15 protein-coding genes are annotated in these 15,505 nt (G+C 61.1%); 13 read left to right on the top strand and 2 right to left on the bottom strand.

The window, feature by feature from the left end:
• The first annotated feature begins 13 nt into the window (after positions 1-13).
• The 3 genes from ACM6IT_RS23360 to phnX all read left to right on the top strand — a co-directional run bounded on the left by ACM6IT_RS23360 (position 14) and on the right by phnX (position 3,150).
• A complete protein-coding gene (locus ACM6IT_RS23360; protein ID WP_414913728.1) occupies positions 14-1,309 on the top strand; it encodes an MFS transporter in 1,296 nt (431 codons plus the stop codon).
• 54 nt (positions 1,310-1,363) lie between these two features.
• Positions 1,364-2,236 carry a LysR substrate-binding domain-containing protein gene (locus ACM6IT_RS23355; protein WP_056727874.1) on the top strand — a complete coding sequence of 291 codons (873 nt, stop codon included), beginning with the start codon at positions 1,364-1,366 and terminating at the stop codon, positions 2,234-2,236.
• An 86-nt stretch (positions 2,237-2,322) separates the two neighbouring features.
• A complete protein-coding gene (gene phnX / locus ACM6IT_RS23350) occupies positions 2,323-3,150 on the top strand; it encodes a phosphonoacetaldehyde hydrolase (protein ID WP_007980567.1) in 828 nt (275 codons plus the stop codon).
• 41 nt (positions 3,151-3,191) lie between these two features.
• On the opposite strand, the gene ACM6IT_RS23345 is transcribed toward phnX, so the two are convergent.
• Entirely contained in the window at positions 3,192-3,965 is a 774-nt protein-coding gene (locus tag ACM6IT_RS23345) for an AraC family transcriptional regulator (protein WP_414913729.1), read from the bottom strand.
• A 134-nt stretch (positions 3,966-4,099) separates the two neighbouring features.
• On the opposite strand from ACM6IT_RS23345, the gene ACM6IT_RS23340 reads away from it, so the two are divergent.
• Together ACM6IT_RS23340 and ACM6IT_RS23335 are read left to right on the top strand one after the other, a co-directional pair.
• Entirely contained in the window at positions 4,100-5,320 is a 1,221-nt protein-coding gene (locus ACM6IT_RS23340; protein WP_056727878.1) for an MFS transporter, read from the top strand.
• Between the two features lie 171 nt (positions 5,321-5,491).
• Positions 5,492-6,316, top strand: a complete 825-nt coding sequence (locus ACM6IT_RS23335; RefSeq protein ID WP_414918771.1) for a response regulator transcription factor — start codon at positions 5,492-5,494, stop codon at positions 6,314-6,316.
• 141 nt (positions 6,317-6,457) lie between these two features.
• On the opposite strand, the gene ACM6IT_RS23330 is transcribed toward ACM6IT_RS23335, so the two are convergent.
• Positions 6,458-6,820: a DUF6124 family protein gene (locus ACM6IT_RS23330; RefSeq protein WP_223542618.1), complete on the bottom strand. Its 363-nt coding sequence runs from the start codon at positions 6,818-6,820 to the stop codon at positions 6,458-6,460.
• A gap of 627 nt (positions 6,821-7,447) precedes the next feature.
• Between ACM6IT_RS23330 and ACM6IT_RS23325 the strand changes: the two genes are divergently transcribed.
• The 8 genes from ACM6IT_RS23325 to ACM6IT_RS23290 all read left to right on the top strand — a co-directional run bounded on the left by ACM6IT_RS23325 (position 7,448) and on the right by ACM6IT_RS23290 (position 15,389).
• Entirely contained in the window at positions 7,448-7,933 is a 486-nt protein-coding gene (locus ACM6IT_RS23325) for an antitoxin Xre/MbcA/ParS toxin-binding domain-containing protein (protein ID WP_056727882.1), read from the top strand.
• Positions 7,930-8,418 carry an RES family NAD+ phosphorylase gene (locus tag ACM6IT_RS23320; RefSeq protein ID WP_414918770.1) on the top strand — a complete coding sequence of 163 codons (489 nt, stop codon included), beginning with the start codon at positions 7,930-7,932 and terminating at the stop codon, positions 8,416-8,418. Before ACM6IT_RS23325 ends, ACM6IT_RS23320 begins: the two co-directional genes overlap by 4 nt.
• 165 nt (positions 8,419-8,583) lie before the next feature.
• Complete coding sequence (locus ACM6IT_RS23315) at positions 8,584-9,699, top strand: ABC transporter ATP-binding protein (protein WP_414918769.1); 1,116 nt, start codon at positions 8,584-8,586, stop codon at positions 9,697-9,699.
• Positions 9,700-9,738: 39 nt separating this feature from the next.
• Positions 9,739-10,881 carry an ABC transporter substrate-binding protein gene (locus tag ACM6IT_RS23310; RefSeq protein ID WP_056727887.1) on the top strand — a complete coding sequence of 381 codons (1,143 nt, stop codon included), beginning with the start codon at positions 9,739-9,741 and terminating at the stop codon, positions 10,879-10,881.
• Positions 10,882-10,912: 31 nt separating this feature from the next.
• Positions 10,913-11,830, top strand: a complete 918-nt coding sequence (locus ACM6IT_RS23305; protein ID WP_223542620.1) for an ABC transporter permease — start codon at positions 10,913-10,915, stop codon at positions 11,828-11,830.
• Position 11,831: 1 nt separating this feature from the next.
• Entirely contained in the window at positions 11,832-12,659 is an 828-nt protein-coding gene (locus tag ACM6IT_RS23300; protein ID WP_056728099.1) for an ABC transporter permease, read from the top strand.
• Positions 12,652-14,124, top strand: coding sequence for an aldehyde dehydrogenase family protein (locus ACM6IT_RS23295; protein ID WP_414918768.1), 1,473 nt, complete (start codon positions 12,652-12,654; stop codon positions 14,122-14,124). Before ACM6IT_RS23300 ends, ACM6IT_RS23295 begins: the two co-directional genes overlap by 8 nt.
• A 497-nt stretch (positions 14,125-14,621) precedes the next feature.
• Positions 14,622-15,389 (top strand): metallophosphoesterase, encoded by a 768-nt coding sequence (locus ACM6IT_RS23290; RefSeq protein ID WP_409078752.1) that lies wholly within the window; start codon positions 14,622-14,624, stop codon positions 15,387-15,389.
• Positions 15,390-15,505: the final 116 nt, after the last annotated feature.

The following is a 15,505-nucleotide window of genomic DNA, read 5'->3' as shown; positions in this document are numbered from 1 at the left end:
TAAGGAAAAGATCATGAATCGTGCCCAAGCCATGCCAGGTCTCGCTGTACATACCGCATCGTTTCGCGTCGCCCAGTGGCGCATGCTGCTGGCTGCCATGTTTTGCTATCTGTTTTTCTATACCGGGCGACAAACGTTCGGTTTCGCCATTCCCGGTATCCAGGCCGAGTTCGGCTTTACCAAAGAGCACCTTGGCTGGGCATCGGCCGCCATGCTCTGGGCCTACGCCATTGGCCAGGCCATCAACGGCAACCTCGCCGACAAGTTCGGTGGTCGACGCATCATGACCATGGGCGCCGTGCTGTCCTGTGGCGCCAACTGGGTGACCAGTTTCGCCAGCGGATTCGCCGGGCTGATCCTGCCCTGGGGCATCAATGGCTACTTCCAGGCATTGGGCTGGGCACCGGGCAGCCGGCTGATCTCCAACTGGTGGAGCGCGGGCGAACGCGGCAAGGTCTACGGCTTTTATGTGTTCGCGGCCGGCTGCGCGTCGGTGCTTTCCTACGTGACCTCGATCATCGTGCTGGAGGTGATGCATCTGGAGTGGCGCTGGATCTTCCGCCTGCCCGTATTGCTCATGCTGGCGGGCGGCATCATCTTCTACCTGGTGGCCCGCGAGCGTCCGCAAGACCTGGGTTTCGAACCGCCTGCCGACACGGGCGTGGCCAACGCCGAGGACAAAAGCCATGAAGTGGCCCATGACGAAGTCGAAACCTCCGCGCAACGCTACAAAGCTGTTCTGAAAAACTTCCGCCTGATCATCGCCGCCGTGTCCCTGGGTTTCCAGAACGCCGCCCGCTACGGTTTGATCGTCTGGGTGCCGGTGCACTTCCTGGGTGCCAACTGGAAGACCGGCGACAGCATGATCGATCCGAAGTGGATCACCGTGGCCCTTCCCGTCGGCATGGCCATCGGCGCACTGAGCAACGGCTGGATCTCGGACAAGCTGTTCGGCTCCAAACGCTACCTGGCGATCATGCTTTACATGTTCCTCGGTGCGGCGACCAGTTTGTGGATGTGGACCCTTGCCCCCCACAGCGCGACCGGTCTGGTGGCATTGTTTCTCTGCGGCTTCTTCGTGTACGGCCCCGCCTCCAGCTTCTGGGCGCTATGCCCGGACCTGGTCGGCGCCAAACGCGCCGGCACGGCGACCGGGGTGATGAACTTCTCGTCCTACCTGTTCGCCGGCCTGGCGGAACCGCTGATCGGCAGTATGCTCGACAGTACCGGCAACACCTCGCTGATCTTCATCGTGGTCACCGCGGCCTGTCTGTGCAGCGCGTCGGTGGCGCTGTTCATCAGGCGCTGATGGCCCGGCTGGACAGATTGAATCAACGGCAGCGGCTCAGGAACAGGATCGTCTATGTACCAGTACCACAAGTGGCTACGTTCATTTCATGCAGTGGCCAAGACCGGCAGCTTCACCCTCGCCGCCGAGTATTTGAGCGTCGGCCAGCCCACGGTCAGTGAGCAGGTCAATGCCCTGGAAAAGAAGTTTTCCGTGGAGCTGTTCCATCGCCGCGGCCGCTTTATCGAAATGAGTGCCGCCGGGCACCAGCTCTACGCGATCACCCAGGGCCTGTTCGGCCAGGAGGATGAAGCCGTGCAATTGCTGCAAAGTTTCAAGCAACGCAAGACCGGCATGCTGCGCCTCGGCGCGGTGTCGCCACCGATTGCCATGAACCTGACCTACGAACTGATGCAACGGCATCCGGACATCGAGCTGGAAACCTCGTTCTCCCCGGAAAAGGAGACCCTGGATCGCCTGTTCAACTTCGATATCGACGTGGCGATCCTGGCGTTGTCCGAATTCGACCAGCGTTTTGACACGCAGCTTTACCGGCGCTACCCGATCATTGCCGTGGTGCGTGACGACCATCCCTGGGCCCGGCAGAAAGAAGTGCATGTCGAGCAGATCAGCGAAGAGAAATGGGTGCTGCGGGAAAAAAGCTCACGCACTCGTCAACTGGTGGAGGAAAGCTGCAAGCACCTGGGCGTCGCACTGAACTGCGTCATGCAGTTGAACAGCCGCGAGGCCATCGTGCATGCCATCGCCAAGGGCATCGGCATCGGTTTCGTCTCGGCGGTCGAGTACGCCGAAACCCCGGGCACCAAACCGATCACCTTCGTCAATCACCCGTTTTCCATCGACTACCACCTGTGCTGCCTGGGTATTCGCCGAAACCGGCCAATGATCGCGGAGCTGTTCGACTCGAGCCCGATACCGGCCACCTGATTTCGTCTCACCCTTGAGCAATCCATAGGCCTACTTCCTGGCGACAGGAGGGACGGCCTGCACACAACAAAAAATGGAGAAATACCATGAACTACCAACAACCGACCCAACTGCAAGCCGTGGTCCTGGACTGGGCCGGCACCGTCGTCGATTTCGGCTCCTTCGCCCCCACGCAGATTTTCGTCGAGGCCTTTGCCGAGTTCGGCGTCGCCGTTTCGCTGGAAGAAGCGCGGGGTCCGATGGGCATGGGCAAGTGGGATCACATCCGCACCTTGTGCAATCAACCGCAGATCGCCGAACGCTACCGTGCGGTGTTTGATCGCCTGCCGACCGATGACGATGTCACCGCACTGTACGAACGGTTCATGCCGCTGCAGATCGAGAAAATTGCCCTGCACTCGGCCCTGATTCCCGGCGCGCTTAACACCATCGATGCCTTGCGCGACAAGGGCCTGAAAATCGGTTCCTGCTCCGGTTACCCGGCCGTGGTCATGGAAAAAGTGGTCGAACTGGCGCGGCACAATGGCTACGTGGCCGACCATGTGGTGGCCACCGACGAAGTGCCGAACGGCCGCCCCTACCCGGCCCAGGCCCTGGCCAACGTGATTGCCCTGGGTATCAGCGACGTCGCCGCCTGCGTCAAGGTCGACGACACCTGGCCCGGCATACTCGAAGGCCGGGCCGCCGGGATGTGGACGGTGGCGCTGACCTGCTCCGGCAATGCCCTGGGCTTGACCTACGAGCAATACAAGGCCCTGCCTTCCGACAGGCTGGACAGCGAACGGGCGCGTATCGTCAAGATGTTCGAAGGCTCCCGCCCGCACTACCTGATCGACACCATCGTCGATTTGCCGGCGGTCATCGAAGACATCAATGCGCGACTGGCGCGAGGTGAAACACCGCAAGGGTCCTGATCCGATTCAGGCATCAAGCGGCCGTCCCACGGGCGGCCGCCTCACTTGAAAAAATCACTCGGCGTCTTGCCGAACTGCTTCTTGAACATGGTCGTGAACGCGCTCGGGCTGTCGTATCCCAGCTCCCCGGCGATGTCGATGATCTTCTCCCCGACGGCTATGCGTTCCAGCGCCAGCAACAGTCGCGCTTGCTGGCGCCATTGGCCGAACGTCATGCCGGTTTCCTTGCGGAACCTGCGCTGGATGGTTTTGGCGTCGAGGCTCAAGCGGGCGCTCCAGTCCGACAAGGTCGAGCCATCCCCGGGATCACGCTGCAACGCGCTACAAATCAGGTTGATACGCTGATCGGCGGGCTGCGGCAGGTTCAGGGGCAAGGTCGGCAGGATCGTCAGTTCATCCAGGATCAGCCGCAGCACCCGGGCCTCCCGCGAGTCCGGCTCACAGGCAAAGTCGAAATCGACCGAGACCTTGATCAACTCGCTCAGCAACGCCGAAACACTCACCGCCCGGGTTTCGGCGGGCAGGTTCAGGCTCGGGTCAGGGCGCACGAATACGCTGCGCATCTTGATCGCCCCCACACAGCGAATCGAGTGCACCTCACCACTGGGCATCCAGATGCCACGGCTGGGTGGCACCGTCCATTGGCTGATGGCGGTGTGCACCACCATCACGCCTTCGATGGCATAGATCAGTTGGTGCTTTTCATGGGAATGCGGAGGGATGAACCAGTTTTCCGGGTAGTCGGTCGCACTGCTGCGAACGCTCCAGCCGCCCAGGTCGATCTCAGCAAGAAATGTCTGCAATGGTTTGATCATGACGCCCTTTTTGCGATGGTCCATGCCCGAGTTGCGCGAGACGGGCGCCCTTGAGGCCCCTAGGATAACGCCGAACCCTGAAATTGGCTGCGCCTTGCGTTCGCAGTTCGCGTTATTTATCCGGAAGCTCGCCCATGTCGACCACCACCCTCAGTTCACCGTCACCCACCGCTTCGGTGGCCAGCCAGGCCAGCCCGCTGGTCATGCGCGTCATCGGCGCCTGCGCGCTGGCGCACCTGATCAACGACCTGATCCAGGCCGTGCTGCCGTCGATCTACCCGATGCTCAAGGCCAGCTATGGCCTGAGCTTCACCCAGGTCGGCCTGATCACCCTGACCTTCCAGCTCACCGCTTCACTGCTGCAACCCTGGATCGGTTTCTACACCGACCGTCATCCCAAGCCGTGGCTGCTGCCGGCCGGCATGGTCTGCACCCTGATCGGTATTCTGATGCTGTCGATGGTCGGCAGCTTCCCGGCGATTCTCGTGGCCTCGGCGCTGGTAGGGGTTGGCTCGTCGACCTTTCACCCGGAGACCTCGAGGGTGGCGCGGCTGGCCTCGGGCGGTCGCTACGGCCTGGCGCAATCGACCTTTCAGGTCGGTGGCAATGCCGGTAGCGCCTTCGGCCCGTTGCTGGCCGCCGCGATCATCATTCCCTACGGCCAGGGCAACGTCGCCTGGTTCGGCCTGTTCGCGGTGTTCGCCATTCTCGTGCAATACGGCCTGAGCCGCTGGTACCGCAATCACCTGAACCTGTTCAAGCTCAAGCAAGGCAGCAAGGCCACCCACGGCCTGTCGAAACGGCGGGTGACCTTCGCCCTGGTGGTGCTGGCGCTGCTGGTGTTCTCCAAATACTTCTACATGGCCAGCTTCACCAGTTACTTCACCTTCTACCTGATCGAGAAATTCGACCTGTCGGTGGCCAGTTCGCAGCTGTACCTGTTCCTGTTTCTTGGCGCTGTCGCAGCAGGCACCTTCTTTGGCGGCCCGATCGGCGACCGGATCGGCCGCAAGCAGGTGATCTGGTTCTCCATCCTCGGCGCCGCGCCCTTCACCCTCGCCCTGCCCTACGTCGACCTGTTCTGGACGGGCGTGCTGAGCATGATCATCGGCTTCATCCTCGCCTCGGCATTCTCGGCCATCGTGGTCTTCGCCCAGGAACTGGTGCCCGGCAACGTCGGCATGATCGCCGGGGTGTTCTTCGGCCTGATGTTCGGTTTTGGCGGGATCGGTGCCGCGCTGCTGGGGCACCTGGCGGATATCCATGGCATCGAATATGTCTACACCTTGTGTTCGTTCCTGCCGTTGCTGGGAATTTTGACGATCCTGTTGCCTTCGACCCGGAGTGCTCGCTGAAGGATTCAGCCGATCACTTTTGCTACCCACTCTGTAGCACTCGGTAACACCCGGCCCTGTTGCGGTGCGTCTTTTCAACGACGCGCCGCCACCCACCCTGCTCCACACGGGGCCACCCGCCATGGCGTACTTTGTGCATCCAATGGCCATCCTCTTCTGCCTGTAGCCGCCATGCGCCCCAAGGAACTGAAACTCTGGACCACCGGTGTCGCCCACTTGCTCGAGCTGCCTGCCGGGCATGGGCGGCTGTCGGGGTTGAGCCACTGGATCCGGCAAATCTGCCCGGTCGATCATTTCGTGTTGTTCGTCTACGAAGGCAATCACCGGCCACTGGCGTTGTTCGATACCTTCTCGGCGGACAAGCGGGCGGTGTATGTCGACGACTATCAGTGCGGGCCTTACCTGCTCGATCCGTTCTACCTGGCCTGTACACGCGGGCAGGCGCCGGGGCTGTGGCGTTTGCGCCAGTTCGCCCCCGACCACTTCTACCTCGGCGAGTACTTCCTGACCTATTACCAGCAGACGGGTCTGGCTGAAGAAGTGGCGTTTTTCGTCGACCTCGGTGGTGGTGCCACGGCGGTGTTGTCATTGATGCGATCGAGCGCCAGCTGTGCATTCAGCCGGGACGAAATGCAACTGGTCGAGTGTGCGCAAGCGGTGGTCGAACAAGTCATCAATGAAGCCTGGCGCTTGCGTCAGGCTCAGGAGCCGCGACCGGCGCAGGACCTGGACTTCAAGATCCGCGAAGCCTTCGACCACTTCGGCGCGCACATCCTCACCGGGCGCGAGCAGGAAATCGTTCAACTGTTGCTGCGTGGCCACTCCAGCGCCTCGGTGGCCGAACAACTGAACATCAGCCCCGGCACGGTGAAGATTCACCGCAAGAACATCTACGCCAAGCTGGGCATTGGCAGCCAGTCGGAGTTGCTGGGGTTGTTTATTCGGGAGTTGACGGAGGATCCGTTGCAGGCTCCCGGTTTCAAGCTGCAGGCCTGATGCCCGTTGGTATACGCATATCCTTGTGGGAGCGAGCTTGCTCGCGATAGCGGCAGCACATTCAACATTGATGTGTCTGACACACCGCCATCGCGAGCAAGCTCGCTCCCACAGGTCTATTGGTGATCCGCAGATAAGCGGTTATTCAGGCGGATCGAGTTGATCCAGCACGCGGTTTACGGCCAGTTCCCCCAGCATGATCACCTGCGCAATCCCGAGCAGCGCATTGCGGCTCGTTCCTTCCAGATGATCCACCAGATCGTTGGCCATGACATTGGCCGACGCCAGCGATTCACAGGCGTGCACCAGCAAGGTTTCGGCACTGAGTTCGGGATTGACGATGAACATCGTGCTGGGTGTGCGCGGGGTGGCCATGATTGCAGGGCCGGGGTTTAGGTAATGATCGAGGGCGCGCTCGGCGGCTTCGTGGAGTTTTTTGGAGTCGAGGCTTTCGTATGGGGATGCTGGATCGGTGTCCGGCGGGTTGGGTGTGACCTTGAACATGGCAAGTCTCCGTCTACGAGTTGGAGCTGCTCCATTCGGTTCCAAGCGAAGGGGTGGCAGCTGTACGCAGGTTGGAACCCGGGGTAAACGGAACCCGGCAGACCCTAAGGTCTCCCGCGCACAGCCGCCATTACGGAGTGCACACTTGAAGGTGCGCAGCATATGTTAAGCGGCACGCCTTGTGCCGTTTACTCCTCGGGGTTCCAAGCCCGGTCGCTGAATTGGCAGCGACCCGGGAACGATAAAACCCAGCCCCAAGGCGCACAAGCCGGCGGATTCTGGCGTACCTGTAGGCAACGACGCAAGGCGTTGTAGCTTTCATGAAGTAACGCTGACAGCGATTAAACACGTATATCCAACCGAAAATTTACGCAGGCTACTCGCGTTGAATTTCTTAGGAAGCCAGAGGAAATGTCTGACGTATTTTTAAGGTTGGCGACCGGAAGCACGAGGGTTAACTTTGCAGCCCTAAACAGAGACGAGAGATTCTTCGCCTGATGCAGGCGCTCTCTCAGACATTGAGGGTGAAACGATTGCATGAGCAGGACACTAGTCGACAAAGCTAATTGCCCCAACAGCGACATTTGGCGTTATGATCGCGTCAAATGTCGCATGGAGGTATTCGGTATGCCCGCCGTCAAATCCAAAGGAAGAACAGTCGTCACGACGGAGACAAAACCTGTCACCCGAAAGCCGACTGAGGTGCTGTTACATGGCCGCGAAGGTAATACGCGCATGATGATCATCCAATACACACAAGAAGGCTTTGATCTGAGCGACGTGAGGGAGATGCTTTCTACCTCCGAACTGTACATGGAGCACGGCCTTGTTGAGCGCATCACAGGGAAGTCCGTCAGGACTGTACAACGCTTGGCAAAGGAGACAGAACCGGTGCGATTAAATCAGCAGCAAAGTACCGTCGCCTTTCAATATGCTCAGGCCTTGGAGCACGCCATCAACGTGTTCGGCAATCTACAGTTGGCTGAGAACTGGCTGAAGAAACCCTGCAAGTACCTGGAAGATCATATCCCGCTGGAACTGATCGACAACTCGCTTGGTTTCCAGGTGGTGGAGGATTATTTGACCCGGATTGAACACGGGGTTTATCAATGAATCCTTTACCGTGGGATGGGAAGTGGCACGCTTGGCGCCTTGACCGCGAGGTCTACAAGGACACGTGGAATAGTGGCTTGGGTGCTCAGCGATCCGGTGGCCGGTGGAACCCTCCCGGTCGCCGGGTTATTTACGCTTCGGCCGACCCGGCCACCGCCATTTTGGAAGTCGCAACCCACGCTGGTTTCGATACGCTCGATACGGTGCCCCACGTGCTCACGTGTTTCGAAGTACTGGATTCCAACTTCATAAAAGTTGTTCAACCCGAAGACGTGCCAAACCCGAACTGGCTCATCCCGTCTGAGCTCTCGCCCAATCAGCAGCACTTTGCCGATGAGTTACTTTCCGAACATCCTTTCGTGCTTATCCCGTCTGCAGTTTCCCGCCATTCGTGGAACCTGCTAGTGAGTTGTGACTTGGCTGCGGATCAGTTCAAGCTTGTTTCGCAGGAGCGTTTTGGGCTGGACACTCGGTTGCTCAAATAAATGTAAGGGTGAATGCCGCCAGCCGTGTGTGATCTCTACGCCCCACACCTACTGAAAACTTGAAACGCCCCCCTCCTATCCCCCAAGGGATATATACACCGCAAAACCCCGATTGCTAGTTTGGCCCCCGACGCACTGATTCATCACTGCAAGGGAGCCCGCCTCGTGAATAACACCCCGCCAAGCGATATCGAATTCTGCAATGTGGTCAAACGCTATGGCGAGGTGCAGGCCGTCAGTGGTCTGGATTTCGCGGTGCGGCGTGGCTCGTTTCATTCCTTTCTCGGCGGCTCGGGCTGTGGCAAGACCACCACCCTGCGCATGATCGCCGGCTTCGAGCAGCCCACCAGCGGCGAGGTTCGTCTGGCCGGAAAAAGCGTGGCCGGTGTGCCGGCGTTCGAGCGGCCGGTGAACATGGTGTTCCAGCATTACGCGTTGTTCCCGCATCTGACCGTGGCGCAAAACATTGCCTACGGCCTGCGTTATCGCACGCCGCGCCCGGACAAAAAGCAGCAAATGCGCATGGCCGATGAAGCGCTGGAGATGGTGCGCCTCAGCGGCTTCGGCCAGCGCAAGCCGAGTGAATTGTCCGGCGGTCAGCAACAGCGTGTCGCCCTCGCCCGCGCCTTGGTCAACAAGCCGACGGTGTTGCTGCTCGACGAACCGCTGGCGGCGCTGGACCGCAAGCTGCGCAAGGAGATGCAATCGGAACTGCTGCGTTTGCAGCGCGAGGTCGGCATCACCTTCGTGCTGGTCACCCATGACCAGGAGGAAGCCCTGTCGATGAGCGACAGCATCAGCGTGATGTACAACGGCTCGATCATCCAGACCGCCACCCCGGAACAACTCTACGAAGCCCCGGCCAGCCGTTACGTGGCCGACTTTATCGGTGAGTCCAACCTGTTCGACGGCACTGTGCGCCAGCTCAACGGCAACTCGGTGGTACTGCGTACCGAGCAGGGTCTGGAGCTGACCAGCCCCCTCACCCCCACTGGCAAGGGCCTGAGCGCCAACGCCGCCGGTTGCATTGCGGTGCGGCCGGAGCTGATCAGCATCGCCGGAGCCAACGCCGAGATGGCCCGGGAAGTGAAGCTGCAGGGCTGCGTCGAGGACCGCATCTACCTGGGCAATTCCACCGAATACCGCGTGCGCACCCAGGCCTTCGGCGTGGTCTGCGTGCGGGTGCCGCGCCAGCAGGATCATGGCGCCAATGCATTCGAACACGGCGCGCCAGTGCGCGTCGGCTGGGATCACGCCAATGGCCTGGCCATGGCGTTGTAAATCATCGATTCGTTTCATCAACCGGATGTGGAGCGTGCTATGGACCAGAAGACTTTTATAAAAACCCTGCGCAGCTGGCAGAACGGCTCGATCAGCCGCCGCGAGTTCCTTGGCCGCACGGGTCTTGGCATCGCCGCCGCCGTGGTCGCGACCAACATGCCCGGCCTGTTGACCTCCACCGCCGAGGCCGCCGAACAGGCCAAGCTGGGGGATCGCCTGTCGCTTGCGACCTGGCCGAACTACCACAGCCAGGAAAACCTCGACACCTTCGGCAAGACCACCGGTGCCCGGGTGTCGATGAGCGTGTTCGGTTCCAACGAAGAAATGCTCGCCAAATTGCAGGCTGGCGGCAGTGGCTGGGACGTGCTGGTGCCGACCAACTACACCATCAGCACCTACGTCGGCCTGGGGTTGATCGAGCCGCTGGACCTGTCGCGCATTCCCAACTTCGATGCCTCGGCGTTCCAGCAGAAGTTCATGGCCCAGGGCACGGTGGATGGCAAGGTCTACGCGGTGCCGAAAAACTGGGGCACTACCGGCATGCTCTACGACACCGGCAAGCTGAAAAATGGCCCCGCCAGCTGGAAGGAATTCTGGGCCGCCGCCCAAGGCCCGGCCAGCGGCCGCACGATGGTCCACGACTACCAGTTGACCGCCATCGGCAACGCGCTGAAAAGCTTCGGCTACAGCTTCAACTCCCTGGACCCGAAAGAACTGGCCGACGCGGAAAAACTGCTGATCGAGGTCAAGCCGCACCTGTTCGCCATCAACTCCGACATTCAGCCATCGATGCGCAGCGGCGATGCCTGGCTGGCGATGTCCTGGACCGGGGACGCCTCGCAACTGCACCGCGACAACGCGCAAATGCAGTTCGAACTGGGCAAGGAAGGTGGCGAGTTGTGGAGCGACTTCTTCGCCATCCCCAAAAGCTCGGAGCACAAGGACGCCGCCTACGCCTTCATCAACTACTTGCTCGACCCGCAGCACAACAAGCTCGAAGTGCTAAGCCACGGTTACCCGAGTGGCGACAAGCGTGTCGACGCGCTGCTGCCGGTGGCGATGCTCGACGATCCGATCATGTACCCGGCCGCCGAGGCCCTGAGCCCGCTGGAGTTCGGTGCCGCCGCGACGCTGACCAGCCCGGCCCGCGCCGAGCTGATGGCGCGTTTCAAGTCCGCCTGATCGCCTGACCATGGCCAATGAGGAGTCACCCATGAATGCCGCCGCCCACCCGCAAACGGTGCAGTCGGGCCATGCCCTGTCGGTCGAGGTTCGCCAACGGCGCAGCCTCGGCCGGCGCATCACCCTGCTGATGCTCTTGCCTTCGACCCTGTGGTTCCTGCTGCTGTTGTTGATGCCGCTGGTGATCATCCTGGTCTTCAGTTTCGGCGAGCGCAGCGCCGTGGGCGGTTACGCCGGTGGCTTCACCCTGGCCAACTACCTGAACCTCGGTTCTCGCGGCGCGGCGTTCAGCAATACGCTGATGTTGGCGCCGCTGGGCACCCTGGTGTGCCTGGTGGCGGCTTATCCGCTGGCGTACTTCCTTGCGGTCAAGGTCACGAGGAACCGCTCGCTGTTGCTGACCCTGGTGATCGTGCCGTTCTGGACCAGTTTCCTGATCCGCACCTACGCCTGGATTTTCATCCTCAGCGGCAAGGGTATTCCGGCGCTGCTGGCCAGCCTGGGTCTCGAGGATGTGCGGCTGATCAACACGCCGTGGGCGGTGCTGATCGGCATCGTCTATGGCTATCTGCCGCTGATGGTGTTCCCGATCTACGTCAGCCTGGAAAAGCTCGACAAGCGCCTGCTCGAAGCCTCGGCGGACCTCGGCGCCAGCGCCTTCGAAAGCTTCCGTCGGATCACCCTGCCGCTGTCCGCGCCAGGGATCATCACCGGGGTGATGCTGGTGTTCATCCTGCTGATGGGCGAGTTCCTGATCCCGGCGATTCTCGGCGGCGGCAAGGTGTTCTTTGTCGGCAACGCGCTGGTCGATCTGTTCCTGCAATCGCGCAACTGGCCGTTCGGCAGTGCGCTGGCCATGACGTTGGTGGCGATGATGCTGCTGATCATCGGCGTGTATCTGAAACTGGTGGCGCGCTATGGCGGCCGCCCTGCCGACGGAGGCCTGTGACATGTGGTTGCGCAGCTATTCGACCTCGCTGTACCTGTTTCTCTACGCGCCGATTGCCTTGATCGTGCTGTTCAGCTTCAACGCCGGGCGCAGTGGCCTGGCGTTCCAGTGCTGCTCGGTGCAATGGTTCGGCACCGCGTTCGGCAACCCGTTCATCATGGAAGCCCTGGGCAACAGCGCGCTGATCGCGTTGAGTTCGGCGGTGATCGCCACGCTGTTCGGCACCCTGGCGGTGTTCGGCTTGCAGCGCTGCGGTGCCAAGGTACGCCTGCTGTTCGATGCCCTGACCTACTGCGCGATCATCGTGCCGGGCATCGTCATCGGCATCTCGACACTGATCGCCTTCATCAGCCTGTTCGACCTGATCAACCCGTTGCTGGCGAGTTGGCTGCCGACGGTGCCGAAGTTGAACATGGGGTTCTTTACGGTGATCGCCGCGCATTCGCTGTTCACCATGGCCCTGGTGATGGTGATCGTGCGCAGCCGTGTCGATTCCCTGGACAAGGCCTTGCTGGAAGCCTCGGCGGACCTGTACGCGCCACCGATGGACACCTTCTGGCGGGTGACTCTGCCGCAGATCAGTCCGGCGATCATGGCCGGCTTCCTGCTGGCGTTCACCTTCAGCTTCGACGATTTCATCATCGCGTTCTTCGTCGCCGGTTCCGAAACGACGCTGCCGATCTACATCTTTTCCTCCATCCGCCGCGGCGTGACGCCAGAGATCAACGCCATTTCCACGGTGATCATCTGTGTGTCGCTGGCCCTGCTGTTCACTTCCCGCCATCTGCAAAATCGCCGCACCGGCGTCCAGGAGTCGCACCATGCGTGATCAGCTCTACATCAACGGCGAATGGGTCAGCCCGGACCTGGGCGGCTATCTGGACGTGATCGATCCGGCCACCGAACAAGTCTTCCACCGAGTCGCGGCGGGCACTGAAGAAGATGTCGACCATGCCGTGCGTGCGGCCCGGCGTGCCTTCGACAATGGCTGGGGCCAGACCAGTGGCACCGAGCGAGCGCAATGGCTGGAGGCGCTGGCCGATGAACTGGAAAGTAGCCAGCAGGCGCTGGCGGAACTGGAAGTCCGTGACAACGGCAAACCCTTGCCCGAAGCACAGTGGGACATTGGTGATGCGATTGGTTGCTTCCGGTACTACGCCGGTTTGGCCCGTGAGCTGGATCAGCAACAGGACCAACCGCTGGCGTTGCCGGATGAGCGCTTTCGCTGCCGCCTCCGTCACGAGCCGATTGGCGTGGCCGGGCAGATCATTCCCTGGAACTACCCACTGCTGATGGCCGCGTGGAAGGTCGCGCCAGCCTTGGCCGCCGGGGCCACGGTGGTGTTGAAACCGTCCGAACTGACGCCGCTGACCGCCCTGGAACTGGCCGCTGCCGCCGACCGCATCGGCTTGCCCGCCGGGGTGTTGAATCTGGTCACGGGCCTTGGCGCCGACGCCGGCAGCCCGCTCACCGAGCATCCGGGGGTGGACAAACTGGCGTTCACCGGCAGCGTGCCCACCGGGGCGAAAATCATGTCGGTGGCGGCGCGGGACATCAAGAACATCAGCCTGGAACTGGGGGGCAAGTCAGCCTTCATCGTGTTTGATGATGCTGATGTCGACGCCGCCGTGGAGTGGATTCTGTTCGGGATTTTCTGGAACCAGGGTCAGGTGTGCAGCGCCACATCACGCCTGTTGGTGCAGGAAAGCATCGCCCCGCGCCTGACCGAACGGCTGGTGGAAGAAACCCGCAAGATCAGCATCGGCCCCGGCATGCAGCCCGGCGTGCTGCTCGGGCCGCTGGTCAGCCAGGGCCAGTACGACAAGGTGCTCGGTTTCATCGATCAGGGCCTGGCCAGCGGCGCCCGCTTGCTCACCGGCGGACGGCGACCGGCGCATCTGGCTGAAGGGTATTTCATTGAGCCGGCAATCTTCGACGAGCCGGGGCACAGCAGCATTCTGTGGCGCGAAGAAGTGTTCGGCCCGGTGCTGTGCATCAAGCGCTTCAAGACCGAAGAGCAAGCAGTGCAAATGGCCAACGCCAGCCGCTTCGGCCTGGCCGCCGCAGTGATGAGCGCCGACTTGCAGCGCACCGCCCGGGTCGCCAACCAACTGCGCGCCGGGATCGTCTGGGTCAACTGCTCGCAACCGACCTTCGTCGAAGCCCCCTGGGGCGGGATGAAACACAGCGGTATTGGCCGGGAGCTGGGGCAATGGGGGTTGCACAATTATCTTGAGGTCAAGCAGGTGACCGAGTACGTCAGCGACCAGCCGTGGGGGTGGTATTTGAAGTAAACAGGTCAACCTCATCGCGAGCAGGCCGGCCGCCTCGCTTTTGCTTTTGCTTTTGCTTTTGCTTTTGCTTTTGCTTTTGCTTTTGCTTTTGCTTTTGCTTTTGCTTTTGCGGTGTACGCCCCCTCGTGAGGCCGAGCGCAGGTTCTGCGCAGTGGGTAACCCGGCATGGATGCCGGGTTAGCCGCGGCCGGCCATGGATGGCCGATGGCGGCGGGTCCACGGAGCAGGACCGGAGCGAGGGCACCCTGAGCCTAAGCGAAGGGCCGAACGTCAGGGGCAAAGCGTTTTGGTTACTTTGGCGCTCTTCCAAAGTGACCCGCTGTAAGAGCGGAACCAATAACCGCCGTTACCGAAGAAACGGATATGTACCGGCTGTGAGCACCGCATCGGCGTACGCCCGTTCCCACACTTGTTTTGCTGACCAGCAGGCTTGTGACAACCGCTTATCAACGCGTAACTTGAATGACCTGCCCTTCAAGACACGCCGGAGTTGATCCATGCGCATCGCCTTGCTGTCCGACATGCACCTGTCCGTCAATGCGATCCCCTTTCCCGCCGTGGAGGCCGATATCGTCGTGCTCGCCGGGGACATAGCACGGCCGGCCAAGGCCATCGAGTGGGCCAGAGCCTGCCCGGTTCCACTGTTGTATGTGGCGGGCAATCACGAGTTCTATGGCAGTGACCTGGTCACCACCTACGAACAATTGAACAGTCTGGCGCAAGGCACCCGGATCCACGTACTGGAACGCTCGGAGTACGTCCACGACGGCGTGCGCTTTCTCGGTTGCACCTTGTGGTCTGACTATCGCCTGCTCGACAGCCCGGATGATCGGGCGCTGGGCATCGATCTGGCGACCCGGCTGATCCGTGACTTCAGCCACATCAAGATCGCCCCCGACTTTCCGGACCTGTTCACACCGGCCATTTCCCAGCTGGTATTTTTGCAGACGGTCGCCTGGCTGCAAGACTGCTTCAGCCGCGACAGCAGCACACCCACGGTGGTGGTCTCGCATTTCGCCCCGACACGGTCGAGCATCAGCCCGACCTTTGCCGGTTCGCCGATCAACTCAAGCTTTGTCTCGGACCTCGAAGCGCGGATCAAAGACTGGCAGCCGGCACTGTGGCTGCATGGCCATACCCATGGCAGCTTTGACTATCGAGTAGGCAACACCCGGGTAGTCTGCAACCCCCGGGGCTATGCCAGGAATGGCATCAACGAAAACCCTGATTTCGACGCGGCCTTCGTGATTGACCTGCAGATCTGAGGTAACGCTGAAATCAACAGTCTCCAGGCTCGCACCCGATGGAACGCCGGCAACCCGCTACACTTTCCTCGCTGCGCCGCTGCACCAAAGCGGCCAAACCCCTGACTTCTGATCTG

The sequence above is a fragment of the Pseudomonas sp. IT-P4 genome, from assembly GCF_949767755.1.
GTDB classification, from domain to species: domain Bacteria; phylum Pseudomonadota; class Gammaproteobacteria; order Pseudomonadales; family Pseudomonadaceae; genus Aquipseudomonas; species Aquipseudomonas monachiensis.
Note: the sequence above shows the minus strand (reverse complement) of the source record. Positions and strands in the feature narration are given on the sequence as shown.

Bases quoted from the DNA above. Each gene is read 5' to 3' on its own strand.
- ACM6IT_RS23360 (WP_414913728.1), top strand. From the start codon at position 14: ATGAATCGTGCCCAAGCCATGCCAGGTCTCGCTGTACATACCGCATCG.
- ACM6IT_RS23355 (WP_056727874.1), top strand. From the start codon at position 1,364: ATGTACCAGTACCACAAGTGGCTACGTTCATTTCATGCAGTGGCCAAG.
- phnX (WP_007980567.1), top strand. From the start codon at position 2,323: ATGAACTACCAACAACCGACCCAACTGCAAGCCGTGGTCCTGGACTGG.
- ACM6IT_RS23345 (WP_414913729.1), bottom strand. From the start codon at position 3,965: ATGATCAAACCATTGCAGACATTTCTTGCTGAGATCGACCTGGGCGGC.
- ACM6IT_RS23340 (WP_056727878.1), top strand. From the start codon at position 4,100: ATGTCGACCACCACCCTCAGTTCACCGTCACCCACCGCTTCGGTGGCC.
- ACM6IT_RS23335 (WP_414918771.1), top strand. From the start codon at position 5,492: ATGCGCCCCAAGGAACTGAAACTCTGGACCACCGGTGTCGCCCACTTG.
- ACM6IT_RS23330 (WP_223542618.1), bottom strand. From the start codon at position 6,820: ATGTTCAAGGTCACACCCAACCCGCCGGACACCGATCCAGCATCCCCA.
- ACM6IT_RS23325 (WP_056727882.1), top strand. From the start codon at position 7,448: ATGCCCGCCGTCAAATCCAAAGGAAGAACAGTCGTCACGACGGAGACA.
- ACM6IT_RS23320 (WP_414918770.1), top strand. From the start codon at position 7,930: ATGAATCCTTTACCGTGGGATGGGAAGTGGCACGCTTGGCGCCTTGAC.
- ACM6IT_RS23310 (WP_056727887.1), top strand. From the start codon at position 9,739: ATGGACCAGAAGACTTTTATAAAAACCCTGCGCAGCTGGCAGAACGGC.
- ACM6IT_RS23305 (WP_223542620.1), top strand. From the start codon at position 10,913: ATGAATGCCGCCGCCCACCCGCAAACGGTGCAGTCGGGCCATGCCCTG.
- ACM6IT_RS23300 (WP_056728099.1), top strand. From the start codon at position 11,832: ATGTGGTTGCGCAGCTATTCGACCTCGCTGTACCTGTTTCTCTACGCG.
- ACM6IT_RS23295 (WP_414918768.1), top strand. From the start codon at position 12,652: ATGCGTGATCAGCTCTACATCAACGGCGAATGGGTCAGCCCGGACCTG.
- ACM6IT_RS23290 (WP_409078752.1), top strand. From the start codon at position 14,622: ATGCGCATCGCCTTGCTGTCCGACATGCACCTGTCCGTCAATGCGATC.